Below are 15,974 nucleotides of genomic sequence, written 5' to 3' on the forward strand. Positions count from 1 at the left end.
TCTTCTCCTTGCAGGTGCGCGTATTCCTGTGGATATGTCCACCAGAGGGATGTAGCTATCCTTGGGAAAAATCACCCATTATTGTCTGATTTATTTCGCGCAGAAAGGCGCGCCTTTTTTTAACTTAAATCAGGTAATTTCGCGGCAGCGTTTTTCTCTATTCCGATAAGCGGCATGAGATTATCCACCGCGGAGGCGTAATTAATCGCCGCACTCCAGCCATCGTATTCAGCCATTATTTTCGCTGAGGTGGCAGACCAGACATCCTGCTCCACGCTGAGCAGATCGTTAATGCTGCGCTTGCTCAGGGTATATTCATTTTTGTAGACATCGCGGGCGCGCAACGCATTTTCCAGCTGACGTTTCCCGGCTTCCATTCGTCCTCGCGCCCCGGTCCAGTCGGCCTGTGCGACGGAGGCTTTTTGCAGGACATCAAAACGGGCCTGATCAACCTGGGACGATGCCATTGCCCTTGCGCCCTCGGCCTGACGGACGCGCGCCGAGACCGCGCCGCCCTGATAAAGCGGTGCGTCAATATTGAGCTGGATCTGATCATCCCAGTACGCGCGATTATCAGACTCATAGCGGGTGCGGCCCCCCTTCAGGCTTAAGGTCGGCCAGTGCTGAGACCTGGCGGTTTCTACGCCGTACTGGGCTGAACGCTCCATGTTCTGCGCGGCCATCACCGTTGGGATCAGTGAATAATCAATCCGATTGAGAGAGTCCGGCTCCACGGCCAGACCTCCCGGAACCGGTGAATAGCGTTCAGCCTGTATGCCAGTTAATACCGCCAGCCGCGCGCGGGCGCTGTTCAGGGACGCATTGTACTGCTCTACCGTCGCCTGCATCCCGGCAATACGGGTGCGGGTCTGAAGCTCATCAGAGGTGGAGCTTACGCCAGCATCGGCGCGGAGTTTTGCCAGCTGCTCAACGTTTTTAAGCGCCTGCACATTCTCTTTTGCCGCCTGCAACAGATCGCTGTAGCGTTTCACTTCCACATAGCTGAGGGCCGTTTTTTCCGCGACGGCAGACATCGTGCTCATCAGCTGGTAGCGATAGCTGTCACGCTGAGCTGAAGACTGGCTGATGCTGTTATTGGTCTTGCCAAAATCGTACACCAGCTGCGTCAGGCTCAGGCCCCAGGCTGCGGAATTTCGCAACGAGCCGCTCGAATCGGTGGTCTGGCTGTGGCCCGTACTCCCGTTCAGGGCTATTTGTGGCATCCAGCCACTGCGCGCTTCGTCTATTTGCGCCTGGCCGATCCCCAGCTGTGCCGCCTGCTGGCTCACGGAGGGATCACGATCGAGAGCAAAAAGAATACTTTCTTTCATCGTCATTGCCGCAACGGGAGATATCCCCGTCTGGCCGCTATTTGCATTAGCCGCAGTCACCACCAACGAAATTAAGGTCAGGGATGCAGATAGTCTGATTAACCTGTTATTGCATTTCATCTTCATAATATCCCCCGACTCCAGGTGATAGCCAAATAAATACCCAGGAAGAGGTACAAATAATTCGCCAGAAATCCCTTGCTCCTTCTCGATTAATTTGGGTAATAGTTCCCCATACCCATTTCAATTGAGATGAGAGCCGTTCATTCTCTTTTTTTCTTTTAAGAATTTACTTAAATATTTATTGATTCGCAGCATAACAAAATGTGATATGAGCAACCACACCCGTAATGTTAATGCGGTGTTACAAATAAGAAAAAAGATGGGGTTTCTGGACAAAGCGTTATAAAAGGCCTTTCAGATGAAACAAATAAACCCCCTGTAATATAAAGAAAATTCTAAAATGTCCTGGTGTACATTTTTGCGTTAATTTCACCACGAATCAGACACAAAGATTTTCAAAGAAATGTCAATTTAAGTAATCCAGCGAATAAAATTGGATTATTTTACTTTAAAAATAAAAACTAATAGATATATGCACTAATTTATAATTACAAATTAGCTAAACATTCTGGTTAGGGCTAATAATCTGGCAGCTTAAGCCAAATTTTTAAGTAAAACATAGCCATAACAACATCCCTAAAAGATACATACATGTTTTTGATGACTGATTAATGCGATATCAATAATCACACCATCAAACTGTTTTTGGATAACATCCCGCACCTGTCGCGATTCCCTTTCCTGCAAAATGCTGTAAACTGCGAGGTATTGCGACATTTTGCAGGATATTGCGCCCATGCATAAAACCGCCAGACAGAAATATGTACTTGATATCATTACTGAAAAAGGCCAGGCCAGCATTACCGAGCTGGCAGAGCGGTTGCAGGTTTCGGCGGACACCATCCGACGCGATCTGACCGACCTGGAAAAACAGGGGCTGGCGCAAAAAAACCATGGCGGCGCCATCGCGCTGAATCTCTCGACGATGACCCGAGTAAGCAGGAATACCTTGCTGCCTGAAATCAAGCAGCGGCTGGGTAAACAGGTTGCGCAATGCGTGCCTGCGGGCTCGACGCTTTTTCTGGACGCCGGAAGCACACTGCTGGCCGTTGCCGCTTTCCTTCAGGGGCCGCTGACCATCATCACCCCTTCTCTTGATATCGCCCAACAGCTGAGCGATCGGGAAGGTATCGACCTGATCCTGCTCGGTGGAAAGTGGGATCAGAAACAGCGCCTGTTTGCCGGAAGCGCCACCCTTTCCCTGCTCTCTCGCTACCGGGCGGATATTGCCATCCTTGGCGCATGCGCGATCCATGCCGAACTCGGATTGAGCGCCAGTCAGGAGGCGGATGCCGAGGTAAAGCGTGCCATGCTCACCGCAAGCCAGGCGCACTGGGTAGTCGCCGACCATCTGAAACTCAACCAGTGCGAACCGTATCTGGTGTCTGGGTTATCCGAGATTCATCAACTGTTTTTAGATCGTCCCTGGGCAGAGCTCGGGGACCATAGCGCCTTGCAGGTTACCGTTTGCGCGCATTAACGTGGAGAAGGTCATGAATAAAGTGAAGACAATGAATATTGCGCTGATCGGTTATGGTTTTGTAGGTAAGACGTTCCATGCCCCGCTGATCCAGTCCGTCGACGGCCTGAAGCTGGCGGTGGTCTCATCCCGGGATGAAGAGAAAGTGAAACGCGACCTGCCGGACGTCCTCGTTGTCGCCACGCCGGAAGAGGCCATTCAGCACCCGGATATCGACCTGGTGGTTATCGCCTCCCCTAACGCGACCCATGCGCCGCTGGCCACCCTGGCGCTTAATGCCGGCAAGCATGTGGTAGTGGATAAGCCGTTTACGCTGGATATGCACGAAGCGCGGGATCTGATTGCGCTGGCGCAAGAAAAACAGCGCCTGCTCTCGGTCTTCCATAACCGCCGCTGGGATAGCGATTTTCTCGGCATTAAGCAGGTGATTGAGCAAGGCCGTATCGGCAAGGTGAAACATTTTGAGTCGCATATCGATCGTTTCCGCCCGGAGGTTCGTGTGCGCTGGAGAGAGCAAAACGTGCCTGGCAGCGGCCTGTGGTTCGACTTAGGCCCGCACATGATTGACCAGACGCTACAGCTTTTTGGTCTGCCGCAGTCGGTACAGGGCAACATCGCCACCCTGCGTGACGGCGCGGAGATTAACGACTGGGCGCACGTGGTGCTGAACTATCCGGAACACAAAGTGGTCCTCCATTGCAGCATGCTGGTGGCGGGTGGCGTTGCCCGCTTTACCGTCCACGGCGATAAGGCCAGCGTGGTGAAAGCGCGCATCGATCAGCAGGAAGCCCAGCTGCTGGCAGGCGTCATTCCGGGTAGCGAAAGCTGGGGTGAAGACAGCGACGCTATGGTGCTGTTTAATGCCCAGGGTGAAGCCAGCGCTATCCCTGCGCCAAAAGGCGACCAGCGGCAGTACTATATAAACGTGCGCGATGCCCTGAATGACAAGATTGACAACCCGGTCCCTCCGGTAGAGGCCCTGGCGGTGATGGCGGTGCTGGAAGCGGCGGTAAAATCGTCGGAAACGGGTACAACTCAGGAACTGGACTTAACGGCGCTGGAGCGCGCGCAACTGCAATAAGCCGCAAAAAAAATGCCCTGCGGGTTCGCAGGGCATTATCGGTTACTGACGCTTTTTCGGCATCATGCGCAGCAGCGTGTTGTCCTTCCAGAAGTAGTGATGCATCAGCGCGGCAAAGGCGTGCAAACCAATCACGAAATACCCCAGATTCGCCAGCGTCACGTGCCACTCCTTTAGCGTATCCACCAGGTCAAAATTCCCCTCCGCCGCATGCGGCATCGTCAGGCCAAACGCAAACCAGTCATTTCCCCGGTTATACATCATCACCATGCCGATCAGCGGCAGCGCAATGAACAGCAGGTAGATAACCAGATGCCCGAGATGGGACAGCCCGGTGATCATCGCTTTTGGTTTCGGTTGAATAGGCGGAGCCGGGAATTTGAGGCGGATAAGCAGGCGCGCCACCATCAGCACCAGGATGCTGATCCCGCAGGAAACGTGGATCATATTAATAAGAGGACGATCGGTTCGCGGGAACCACCCTCTGAACTCCATGGCGCAATAGGCCATAATGACTAACAGAAAAACCAGCCAGTGGATGCTGATTTGCAGCCCCGTATATTTTGTGCGCATGTTGTTTCCCGATAAATAACCATTATCGCGCCAACATAACCACCTTTCCGGAAAATGTGAACCCCCTCGCATGGAGGGGGCTCCTGATTACGACTGCAAATAGACCACCTGCGTCTGCAAATACTCATTCAGACCGTGTTTACCATCCGCCCCGCCGATACCGGATTTCCGCCAGCCCGCATGGAAGCCCTGCATCGCTTCAAAGTTTTCACGGTTAATGTAGGTCTCACCGAACTTAAGCCCCTTAATGGCTTTCATGGCGACGTTCAGGTCCTGCGTATAAACAGATGAGGTTAAACCATAGTCGCTGTCGTTGGCCATTTTCAGCGCCTCTTCCAGGGTGTCGAAAGCCACCACCGGCAGCACCGGGCCAAAGGTCTCTTCGTGCATGATGGCCATATCCTGACGCACGTCCAGTAGCAGCGTTGGGGGATAAAAATACCCTTTACCTTCTGCCGCTTTACCGCCAAGGACCACTTTAGCCCCCTCCTGCACCGCGCGGGCCACCTTCTGCTCCACGCGCTCCAGCGCGGCGGCGTTGATCAGCGGCCCCATGGCAATGTCCGTTCGCTCAGCCGGATTGCCAAACTGGACGGCTTTCATTGCCTCGCCCAAACGATTCACAAAGCGGTCGTAGATGCCCTTCTGGACATAGACACGTTCCGCGCAGTTACACACCTGCCCGGTATTGATGACGCGTGAATCCACAATGGCCTTCACGGCCAGCTCGAGGTCGGCATCGTCCATCACGATGGCCGGGGCTTTACCGCCCAGCTCCAGCCCCACTTTGGTGATGTTTTTCGCCGCCGCAGCCATGATCTTTTCACCTGCCCCGACGCTGCCGGTCATGCTAACCATCGCCACTTTCGGGTTCCCGGCCAGCTCCTGCCCGACGGTTTCACCCCGTCCCAGCACCAGGTTAAAGACGCCTTTCGGCAGGCCAATCTCATCGACGATTTTGGCAAACGCAATGGCGTTGTTTGGGGTAAATTCGCTCGGTTTGATAACGATGGTGTTGCCGGTGATCAGCGCGGGGGCGAGCTTACGGGCAATCAGGAAGAAGGGAAAGTTCCACGGCAGAATGCCGGTGGTGACGCCAAGGGCACGCTTAAACACCAGAATATTCTCGCCCGGACGGTCGCTCTGAATGATTTCCCCTTCATAGCGGCGCGCCCACTCGGCCATATAGTCGATATAGTCAGCGGTAAAGTTCACTTCCACTTCCGCCAGCTGCTGGATCTTGCCGCCTTCGGCCACAATCAGCGCGCTGATTTCACTGACGCGCTCGCGGATCCCGGCGGAAATTTTGCGTAGCCAGCTGGCGCGTTCAATAGCAGGCAGCGCCTCCCAGCCAGCCTGCGCGCGCTCTGCCGCGTCAATGGCCTTGCGGGCGTCCTCGGCGCTGCCGTCGGGAATACGGGAAATGACCTCTTCCGTGGCCGGATTGATCACGTCAATCCATGCATCACCCTGCCAGGCAACAAACTGTCCATCAATATACATAGGATGTTGTACGGGTACTGTCATAACCTGCTCCTGTAATCACACTGTTTTTAACAAGTAAACGCATTGTTAAAAACTATAATTACCGGGGCAATTGCCTACTCTATGAGTCTGTTTTTGTGAGATATCTCATAAAAGAAACGGGTCAGCCCGTTTACAAAATCACAAATCGGCAACACAGGATGCCCGTTTGCGTAAAAGATGGCGCAAACGGGCAGAGCACTACAGCAGAGAACGGCTCACCAGCGCGTCGGTGAGAATGACGTCGTTTCGCAGGATCTGCCACGCGGCGTCCACGTCCGCAGGGATATCGACATGGGCAATGAAATCACGTCCCGCCGGACCGTAGCCGTTGATGTCGTCCCTGAGTCGCGGAAATTCACCCAGCACCAGCGACAAGTAGCGCTCTACCGGCCATAACCCCTCGACCGGGCCGCTGAACACCAGACCGTCGTCGCTGTTTTGCAGCACGGGCGTCAGGCCGGGATGACTCACCCATGCGGGCGATGCGGCCTCGTCGCGGCATACGCGGGCGAACGTAGCCATTGTGCGACGCTGCATCGTCGGGTCCTGCACCACCAGCACCCGGGCGGCGTTCAGTCCGGCTTGTTTCATCAACGCCCGGCTGAAGCGGGCGTTTTCGCCACAGTTGGTCGACTGATCCTCAACGTGAAGATGCTCGGCCGGAATGTTCCAGAATTCACGGGCGATGTCGGCCAGAATAGCCGCCTCAGCACGTCCGGTGGTGGGTATCCTGTTATAGCGGGGGTGTTTCGCAATCGCGGCGTAGAGGAAGGTCGTCGAGTGACCGATCCCGCCGCTGATGATCAGAGGAACACCCTGTTCAGCCGCGATTTTACAGGCAGCATCAATCGCGGGGATCACCGCGTTACCCGCCAGAATCACCAGATCAACGGGCTGGTTGTCCTGATAGTCGTCCTGAGCAAGCCACGCCCCAACGGTATTCACGGCGTCGAGGGTTGTGCCAGGCAGACAGGGGAAAAGTGCCATTGTCATCGTTACCTCCTTACAACATACAGAGCCTTCGATTATCCCCCTTTCTGCGCGTCATGCTATGGCATGAATGCTGAAAAAAACGGGCCGGAACGTTCTCAAAAAGCACTCACATTTGATTAACATGAGAAAATCGTATTCACTTGAATTATGATTTGCGTCAGCCTTAGAATCATTAGCCCGCTCACAATTCAACTTTTAGAAAGGTAAACCACGCTATGCGCCTGCCCCAACGCGACCCTTATGCTCCTCGCGAGTGGCAGCCACACGAGAAACCCGCCCTGCTGGGTTCCCCTTCCACCCCGGAACATCCGACGTCGAAACGGATCGCCTATGGCGTGGTCGGCCTGCTGGTGTGTCTGACCGGGGCGCTGGGTAACGCGGTCGTCACCGCCAATCTGCAAAATCTGCAAGGCACCTTTGGCGCCTGGTCGACTGAAATCGCCTGGTTGCCTGCCGTCTATGTCATGACCAACGTCTCCATCAACCTGCTGCTGGTAAAGTTTCGCCAGCAGTACGGTTTGCGCGCCTTTACGGAAGGCTTCCTGGTGCTGTATGTGCTGGTCACCTTTTTCCACCTGTTTGTGAACGATCTCAGCTCGGCGCTGATGGTACGGGCGGCACACGGGATGGTCGCCGCCGCGCTGAGTTCGCTCGGCATTTATTACCAGATACAGGCCTGGCCCGCGAAGCACCGGCTGAAGGCGCTGACCATCGGCATAACCGGGTCGTCGCTTGCGATCCCGCTGGCGCGGCTGTTCTCCACCGAGCTGTTACAGCTTGACGAGTGGCGCGGGCTGTACTTCTTCGAGCTGGGTCTGGCCCTGATCTCCCTGGCCTGCGTGATGGTGCTCAAGCTGCCGCCGGGCGATCGGCGTAAAGTCTTCGAGAAGAAAGATTTCATCACCTTCTTTTTGCTTGCGCCCGGCATGGCGCTGCTGTGCGCGGTTCTGTCGTTAGGGCGTCTGGACTGGTGGTTTGAAGCGCCGTGGATCGGCTGGGCGCTGGCTCTCTCGCTGGTGCTGATTGTCTCCGCGATCGTGTTTGAACATAACCGCAACAACCCGCTGCTTAATACCCGTTGGCTCTCCAGCGGCAGCATCGTCCGCCTGGGGCTGATTATGCTGCTGATCCGCATCGTACTGGCGGAGCAGAACACGGGCGTCATCGGCTGGCTGCAATATGTAGGCTTACAGAATGAACAGATGACCCATCTGGCGTGGGCTATTTTCGCCGGGATCGTCTGCGGTATCGTCACCAGCTGTCTGACGATTAAGCCCACTAAACTGGCCTGGCCGATTATCACCTCGCTGGCGCTGATGATCGTTGCCTCGCTGCTGGACAGCCAGTCCAACAACCTGACCCGGCCGGATCAGCTTATTTTCAGCCAGTTCCTGCTGGGCTTCGGCAGCGCGTTCTTCCTCGCGCCTGCGATGCTGGCCGCCATTGGCGGGGTGATCGCCGATCCGCGCAATCTGGTCAGCTTTTCCGTGATGTTTGGTATGAGTCAGAACCTTGGGGGGCTGCTGGGGTCCGCAATCCTCGGCACCTTCCAGACCTGGCGCGAGAAGTACCATTCCAGCCTGCTGGCTGACCAGCTCACCACCCTTAACCCGCTGGTGAACGAACGCATTCAGCTTTACACCCAGATGTACAAAAGCCTGATTGGCGACAGTTCCCTGCTGGGAACTCAGGCCATTACCCAGCTCCAGACGGTGACGGCGCTTGAGGCAAACATCCTGGCTTACAACGATACTTATCTCCTGACGGCGAGCATTGCCACTGCCACGCTGGTCTGGATTTTATGGCGCTTGCTACGCCTGCGCATCACCGCCCGTATGGCCCTTAAGAACGCCACTGGCAACAAGTAATGACTATTTTTCAGGAGAGGTTATGAGTCAGCAGGATGCCGCCAAAGAGCAGGCCAACACCCGCAAAAATGTGCGCGTCGTTTCCATTTTCACCGCCGCGGCTATCGGCATTGTCGGGGTACTGGTGATCCTTTATGCCTGGCAGCTGCCCCCGTTCACGCGTCATGCCCAGTTTACCGATAACGCCTACGTGCGCGGCCAGACCACGTTCATCAGTCCGCAGGTAAACGGTTACATTACCGAGGTCCATGTTCAGGATTTCGCACAGGTTAAAAAAGGCGAGCTGCTGTTGCAGATAGATGACCGCATCTATCGCCAGCGCGTCCATCAGGCCGAGGCGCAGCTGGCAATGAAAATTGCAGCCCTGAATAACAACCTGCAACAGCGCAAAAGCGCGGAAGCGGTGATTGCTAAAAACGAGGCGGCGCTGAAAAACGCCCGTGCCCAAAGTCTGAAAACCCAGGCGGATTTGAAACGCGTGAAAGAGCTGACCGCGGACGGCTCCCTCTCCATTCGCGAGCGCGATTCGGCACTGGCCAGTGCCGCCCAGGGGAGCGCCGATATCGACCAGGCGAAAGCAACGCTTGAGATGTCGCGTCAGGATTTACAAACGGTCATCGTCAATCGCGGTTCGCTGGAAGCGGACGTTGAGAATGCGAAAGCCGCGCTGGAGCTGGCGCAGATCGATCTGCAAAACACCCGCATTGTCGCGCCGCGTGACGGTCAGCTCGGGCAGATTGCGGTGCGTCTGGGGGCGTACGTCACCGCCGGGACGCACCTTACCACGCTGGTCCCGCCGCAGCACTGGGTGATCGCCAATATCAAAGAGACGCAGCTGGCGAATTTACGCGTCGGACAGCCGGTGAAATTTACCGTCGATGCCTTAAACGATAAAGCCTATCAGGGCCGCGTAGAGAGCATATCCCCGGCCACAGGGGTCGAGTTCAGCGCTATCACCCCGGACAACGCCACGGGCAACTTTGTTAAAATCGCCCAGCGCATCCCGGTACGCATTGAGGTACTCGCTGAGCCGGAGGCGTACCGGCTGCTGCGTCCTGGCATGTCGGTGCAGGTGACCATCGACACGCGGGAGGCGAAACAATGACGCTTCGCCCGATAGCTGGCCTGCTGATAATGGCTTTCCTGGCGGGATGCCAGTCGGTAGACGTTGAGCCCGCCAAATCGTCCCTGCACATACCGGCCCAGTGGCGCGCGACGTCGGGGCCAGCCAGCCCGACAGAGCAGCTCTGGTGGCGAAATTTTCACGACAGCAATCTGAATCGCTATGTGGATCAGGCGCTGAAGAATAACAGCGACGTGCTGATTGCCCGCGAGCGGATTAACGAGTACCAGGCCCGGGTGTACGCCGCCGATGGCAGCCTGTTCCCGTCGCTTGACGCGGGCGTGACCGGGACGCGCGCGCGCTCGCAGTCCGCCGCCACGGGGCTTCCGGTATACGGTACGTTGTACAAAGGCAGCCTGACCGCCAGCTACGACGTGGATATCTGGGGCGTCAACCGCAGCACCTCCCGTGCCGCTGAAGCGTCGCTGGAGGCACAAAAGGCGGCGGCCGCGGCGGCTGATCTTACCGTCGCATCCTCGGTGGCCTCCGGGTACGTCACCCTGCTGTCGCTGGACGAACAGCTGCGCGTTACCCGGTCCACGCTGAAGTCACGTGAAGAGGCGTTCAACCTCGCCAAACGACAGTTTGAGACGGGATACAGCTCTCGCCTTGAGCTGATGCAATCGGATTCTGAGCTGCGCGCCACCCGCGCCCAGGTTCCACTGCTTCAGCACCAGATTGCGCAGCAGGAGAATGCGCTTAGCCTGCTGCTGGGCAGCAACCCGGGTGATGTTGCGCGCGGTGAAAGCTTTGATGCCCTGACGCCGCTGAAACTGCCCTCCCAGCTGCCGTCGACGTTACTCAACCGACGCCCGGATATCGTCCAGGCTGAACGTCAGCTGATTGCGGCGGATGCGACGCTGGCGGCGTCGCGCGCCAGCCTGCTGCCGTCGATCAACCTCACGGCCACGGGATCGGTGCAGGATCGCACGCTATCGGGGTTGCTGGATAACCCCCTCCAGCTCTGGAGCGTGGGCGGCAGTATTCTTGCGCCGCTGCTGAACCGTCAGGCGCTGAATGCGCAGGTAGATATCTCCCAGTCCCAGCGGAATCAGGCACTGTATAGCTACGAAAAAACCGTGCGTAACGCGTTTGCTGAGGTGAATGACAGCCTTGATGCCATCAACCGCTATCAGGAACAGCTTACCGAGCTGCTGGCACAGCAGGCGGTCGCGCAGGAGACGCTGCGGATTGCGCAAAACCGCTACCGCAACGGGTACTCTTCTTATCTGGATGTGCTCGATGCGCAGCGCACGCTGTTCTCGGTGCAGACCAGCGTGGTACAGGTGAAAAACAACCTGCTGCTGGCGCAAATTGATTTGTATAAAGCGCTGGGCGGCGGTTGGAGCAGTGCGTGAAAACATGCCGGGTGGCGGCTACGCCTTACCCGGCCTACGTGCTCTACATGCTCTCCCGTAGGCCCGGTAAGCGCAGCGCCACCGGGCAACGGTTATACCCGGAGAAACGATAAAAAGCCGGGTGGCGGCTACGCCTTACCCGGCCTACGTGCTCTACATATTCTCCCGTAGGCCCGGTAAGCGCAGCGCCACCGGGCAACGGTTATACCCGGAGAAATGATAAAAAGCCGGGTGGCGGCTACGCCTTACCCGGCCTACGTGCTCTACATGTTCTCCCGTAGGCCCGGTAAGCGCAGCGCCACCGGGCAAGGGTTATACCCGGAGAAATGATAAAAAGCCGGGTGGCGGCTACGCCTTACCCGGCCTACATGCTCTACATGTTCTCCCGTAGGCCCGGTAAGCGCAGCGCCTCCGGGCAAGGGTTATACCCGGAGAAATGATAAAAAGCCGGGTGGCGGCTACGCCTTACCCGGCCTACGTGCTCTACATGTTCTCCCGTAGGCCCGGTAAGCGCAGCGCCACCGGGCAACGGTTTTAGCCGGAAATCTGCTCCATCGCCTGCAAGATACGCTTATCCGAAATGGGATACGGCGTTCCCAGCTGCTGAGCGAAGAAGCTGACGCGCAGCTCCTCGATCATCCAGCGGATCTCCCGCACGTCGTCGTCATCGCGACGCGCCGGCGGCAGTTTGTTGAGCCACTGCTGCCACGCCTGCTGCACGTTTTCGACTTTCAGCATCTGCGCACGATCGCGATGCGGATCGACCGCCATTTTCTCCAGACGCTTCTCAATCGCCTGCAAATAACGCAGCGTATCGCCCAGACGCTTAAAGCCGTTGCCGGTGACAAAGCCGCGATACACCAGCCCCGCCATCTGCGCCTTCACGTCCGACAGACCCAGCGCCATGGTCATATCCACCCGCCCCTTCAGGCGCTTGTTGATATTGAACACGGCGGTGAGGATCTGCTCGACCTGTCTGGCAATCTCCACCACGGTGTCGTTCAGCTCCGCGCGCACCTTTTCATGAAGCTGAGCAAAGCCCTCTTCCGTCCAGACCGGACCGCCCGCCTCGTGGATCAGCTTATCCACACCGCAGGAGATGCAGTCGTCGATCAGGTCCAGCACCTTACCGTACGGGTTAAAGTAGAGCCCCAGCTTGGCTTTGTTCGGCAGCTTCTCGTGCAGATACTTAATCGGCGACGGGATATTGAGCAGAAGCAGTCGACGCAGCCCGCGCCACATCATCTGCTGTTGCTCCTGCGGATTGTCAAAGAGCTTAATCGCCACGCTGTCGCGCTCATCCACCAGCGCGGGCCAGGCTTTGACCTTATAGTTACCGCGCTTCTGCTCATAGCTTTCCGGAAGCTGACCAAAGCTCCAGATGTGCAGCCCGCTCTGCTCAATGCCGTCATCGGCCACCGCAGAGAGCGTCTCCTGGACTTTACCTTTCAGCGCCTCTTTCAGCTCCGTCAGAGAACGGCCTTCGAGCAGCTTTTTGTTTTTATCGTCCACCACGCGGAATGTGATTTTCAGGTGATCGGGCACCTGATCCCAGTTCCAGTCGTCGCGGTCGATGGTGGTCCCGGTCATGCGGCGGAACTCACGCTCCAGCGCGTCCAGCAACGGCAGCTCGAGCGGCGTGACGCGGCCTAAAAACGCTTCGGCGTAGTTCGGCGCTGGCACAAAATTACGCCGCACCGGTTTAGGCAGGGATTTGATTAATGCAATGACCAGCTCGCGGCGCAGGCCGGGGATTTGCCACTCAAACCCGCTCTCTTCCACCTGGTTTAACAGCGGCAGCGGAATGTGTACCGTCACACCATCGGCATCCGCGCCCGGCTCAAACTGATAGGTCAGACGCAGCTTGAGGTTGCCCTGATGCCAGAAGTTCGGGTAATCGAGCTTGCTGACCGACTCCGCGCCCTCTTTGATCAGCATGCTCTTTTCGAAGTTGAGCAGGTCCGGGGCCTCTTTGCTGGCTTTCTTCCACCAGCTGTCGAAATGGCGCGCCGAGATCACATCGTGACTGATGCGCTGATCGTAAAACTCAAACAGCGTCTCGTCGTCCACCAGAATGTCGCGACGGCGGGACTTGTGCTCAAGCTCTTCCACCTCGGCGCGCAGCTTCAGGTTTTCGCGGAAGAAGGCATGACGCGTCTGCCAGTCGCCTTCCACCAGCGCGTGGCGGATAAACAGCTCGCGGCTCAGCGCCGGGTCAATCTGGCTGTAGTTAACCTTACGCGCGGCCACCACCGGCAGGCCATAGACGGTGACTTTTTCCGTCGCCATCACCGCGCCCTGCCCGCGCTCCCAGTGCGGCTCGCTGTAGGAGCGTTTCAGCAGGTGCTGCGCCACCGGCTCAACCCATTCCGGATCGATACGCGCGGCAATACGCCCCCACAGACGGCTGGTTTCCACCAGCTCGGCGACCATGGTCCACTTCGGCGGCTTCTTAAACAAACCGGAGCCCGGGAAGATGGAGAAACGCGCGTTGCGTGCGCCGGTATATTCCTGCCTATCCGCATCCTTCATCCCGATATGGGACAGCAGGCCGGTCAACAGGGCGATATGAATTTCGCGGTACTCCGCCGGTTCACTGTTTACCGGGATGCCCAGCTCTTTCACCACCTGGCGCAGCTGGGTGTAGATATCCTGCCACTCGCGTACGCGCAGGTAGTTGAGGAAATCCACCCGGCACTGACGGCGGAACTGGTTCGACGAGAGCGCTTTTTGCTGCTCGCCAAGGTAGTTCCACAGGTTCACAAAGGCGAGGAAATCGGACTCTTTATCGTGGAAGCGACGGTGTTTTTCATCCGACGCCTGCTGTTTGTCCATCGGACGCTCGCGCGGATCCTGAATGGAGAGCGCCGAGGTAATGATCATCGCCTCGCGCACGCAGCCGTGTTTTTGCGCCTCCAGCACCATGCGCGCCAGACGCGGGTCGACCGGCAACTGGCTAAGCTGGCGGCCCAAAGGCGTTAGCTTGTAGGCCGTCGCCTGCTCGTCGGTGGTGATGGCCCCCAGCTCTTCCAGCAGCCGCACCCCGTCCTGAATATTGCGCTTATCCGGGGCTTCCACAAACGGGAAGGCGGCGATATCGCCCAGCCCCAGCGCGGTCATTTGCAGGATAACGGATGCCAGGTTGGTCCGCAGAATTTCCGGGTCGGTAAACTCCGGGCGCGACAGGAAATCGTCTTCCGAATAGAGACGAATACAGATCCCTTCCGACACGCGGCCGCAGCGACCCTTACGCTGATTAGCCGACGCCTGCGAAACCGGCTCAATCGGCAGGCGCTGAACTTTGGTGCGGTAGCTGTAGCGGCTGATGCGCGCCGTACCCGGGTCGATCACGTATTTAATGCCCGGTACGGTGAGCGAGGTTTCGGCCACGTTGGTCGCCAGCACGATGCGGCGCCCGCTGTGCGGCTGGAACACGCGGTTCTGCTCGCTGTTCGACAGGCGCGCGTACAGCGGCAGGATCTCGGTATGGCGCAGATCGCGCTTGCTAAGCGCATCGGCGGTATCGCGGATCTCGCGCTCGCCGCTCATGAAGATCAGAATGTCGCCAGAACTCTCGTTGCCCAGCTCGTCGACGGCATCAAAGATGGCCTGAAGCTGGTCGCGCTCGGTATCGTCCGCCTCTTCCACAATCGGGCGATAGCGCACTTCCACCGGATACGTGCGTCCTGACACCTCGATAATCGGCGCATTGTTGAAATGTTTTGAGAAGCGCTCGGGGTCGATGGTCGCGGAGGTGATGATGATTTTCAGATCCGGACGCCGGGGCAGCAGCTCTTTCAGGTAACCGAGCAGGAAGTCGATGTTCAGGCTGCGCTCGTGCGCTTCATCGATGATGATGGTGTCGTACTGCATCAGCAGACGATCCTGCTGGATTTCCGCCAGCAGGATACCGTCGGTCATCAGCTTAACCATGGTGTTATCGCTGACGTGGTCGCTGAATCGCACCTTGTAGCCGATGCAGCCGCCCGGCTCCGTTTGCAGCTCTTCCGCAATACGGTTCGCCACGGTGCGCGCCGCCAGACGACGCGGCTGGGTGTGACCGATCAGCCCTTTCACCCCGCGCCCCAGCTCCATGCAGATTTTCGGCAGCTGGGTGGTTTTACCTGAACCGGTTTCCCCCGCGACGATCACCACCTGGTGGTCGCGTACGGCCTCCAGAATGTCCTGTTTCTTCTGGCTGACGGGCAGATTTTCCGGATACGTAATCTCCGGACGTGCGGCTTCACGCAGCACAACTTTCCCTGCCGCCTGTTCAATCTCATTGGCCATCTCCTGGTAAATGGCCTGTTGTGCATCAGGATTTTTAACCTTCTTCACGCCGTGCAGACGGCGCGCAAACCGCTGTTTATCGCGCAGCATCAGCGAATCAAGCTTTTGCATCAGCATCGGGAAGGTCAATTTTTGGTGTTCTGTCATAGCGTTAACGGGCAGTGCACTGCCGGATAAAATCTCTTTTTAATGATTGCTATAGAGTACCACATCAGCGCTTTTCGCGC

The 15,974-nt window shown here is 57.2% G+C and carries 10 protein-coding genes; 5 read left to right on the top strand and 5 right to left on the bottom strand.

The features are described from left to right. Positions 1-119: 119 nt before the first annotated feature. Positions 120-1,457, bottom strand: a complete 1,338-nt coding sequence (locus RHN82_RS21760) for a TolC family outer membrane protein (RefSeq protein WP_047050875.1) — start codon at positions 1,455-1,457, stop codon at positions 120-122. Between the two features lie 733 nt (positions 1,458-2,190). Between RHN82_RS21760 and RHN82_RS21765 the strand changes: the two genes are divergently transcribed. Both RHN82_RS21765 and RHN82_RS21770 read left to right on the top strand, forming a co-directional pair. Next, complete coding sequence (locus tag RHN82_RS21765; protein ID WP_047050874.1) at positions 2,191-2,934, top strand: DeoR/GlpR family DNA-binding transcription regulator; 744 nt, start codon at positions 2,191-2,193, stop codon at positions 2,932-2,934. A gap of 13 nt (positions 2,935-2,947) precedes the next feature. Then, positions 2,948-4,015: an oxidoreductase gene (locus RHN82_RS21770; protein WP_047050873.1), complete on the top strand. Its 1,068-nt coding sequence runs from the start codon at positions 2,948-2,950 to the stop codon at positions 4,013-4,015. Positions 4,016-4,057: 42 nt separating this feature from the next. On the opposite strand, the gene cybB is transcribed toward RHN82_RS21770, so the two are convergent. From cybB to RHN82_RS21785, 3 genes are all read right to left on the bottom strand, one after another. Further along, positions 4,058-4,588: a cytochrome b561 gene (cybB, locus tag RHN82_RS21775; protein ID WP_015570570.1), complete on the bottom strand. Its 531-nt coding sequence runs from the start codon at positions 4,586-4,588 to the stop codon at positions 4,058-4,060. A gap of 87 nt (positions 4,589-4,675) precedes the next feature. After that, entirely contained in the window at positions 4,676-6,115 is a 1,440-nt protein-coding gene (gene aldA, locus RHN82_RS21780) for an aldehyde dehydrogenase (RefSeq protein ID WP_047050872.1), read from the bottom strand. A 198-nt stretch (positions 6,116-6,313) separates the two neighbouring features. Continuing rightward, positions 6,314-7,108 carry a YdcF family protein gene (locus tag RHN82_RS21785; protein ID WP_072159608.1) on the bottom strand — a complete coding sequence of 265 codons (795 nt, stop codon included), beginning with the start codon at positions 7,106-7,108 and terminating at the stop codon, positions 6,314-6,316. 215 nt (positions 7,109-7,323) lie between these two features. Between RHN82_RS21785 and RHN82_RS21790 the strand changes: the two genes are divergently transcribed. Genes RHN82_RS21790 through RHN82_RS21800 form a run of 3 tightly spaced genes read left to right on the top strand, consistent with a single transcriptional unit; the run spans position 7,324 to position 11,457 of the window. Continuing rightward, a complete protein-coding gene (locus RHN82_RS21790; RefSeq protein WP_015570573.1) occupies positions 7,324-8,976 on the top strand; it encodes an MFS transporter in 1,653 nt (550 codons plus the stop codon). 22 nt (positions 8,977-8,998) lie between these two features. Then, positions 8,999-10,081 carry an HlyD family secretion protein gene (locus tag RHN82_RS21795; RefSeq protein WP_047050871.1) on the top strand — a complete coding sequence of 361 codons (1,083 nt, stop codon included), beginning with the start codon at positions 8,999-9,001 and terminating at the stop codon, positions 10,079-10,081. Next, the gene (locus RHN82_RS21800) at positions 10,078-11,457 is read left to right on the top strand and encodes an efflux transporter outer membrane subunit (RefSeq protein ID WP_047050870.1); all 1,380 of its coding nucleotides are present in this window, start codon (positions 10,078-10,080) and stop codon (positions 11,455-11,457) included. Before RHN82_RS21795 ends, RHN82_RS21800 begins: the two co-directional genes overlap by 4 nt. A 534-nt stretch (positions 11,458-11,991) precedes the next feature. Here the strand turns inward: RHN82_RS21800 and hrpA are convergent. Beyond that, the gene (hrpA, locus tag RHN82_RS21805; RefSeq protein WP_047050868.1) at positions 11,992-15,894 is read right to left on the bottom strand and encodes an ATP-dependent RNA helicase HrpA; all 3,903 of its coding nucleotides are present in this window, start codon (positions 15,892-15,894) and stop codon (positions 11,992-11,994) included. Positions 15,895-15,974: the final 80 nt, after the last annotated feature.

It is taken from the genome of Enterobacter cloacae complex sp. EB5 (assembly GCF_031432835.1).
In the GTDB taxonomy this organism is placed as follows: domain Bacteria; phylum Pseudomonadota; class Gammaproteobacteria; order Enterobacterales; family Enterobacteriaceae; genus Enterobacter; species Enterobacter hormaechei_C.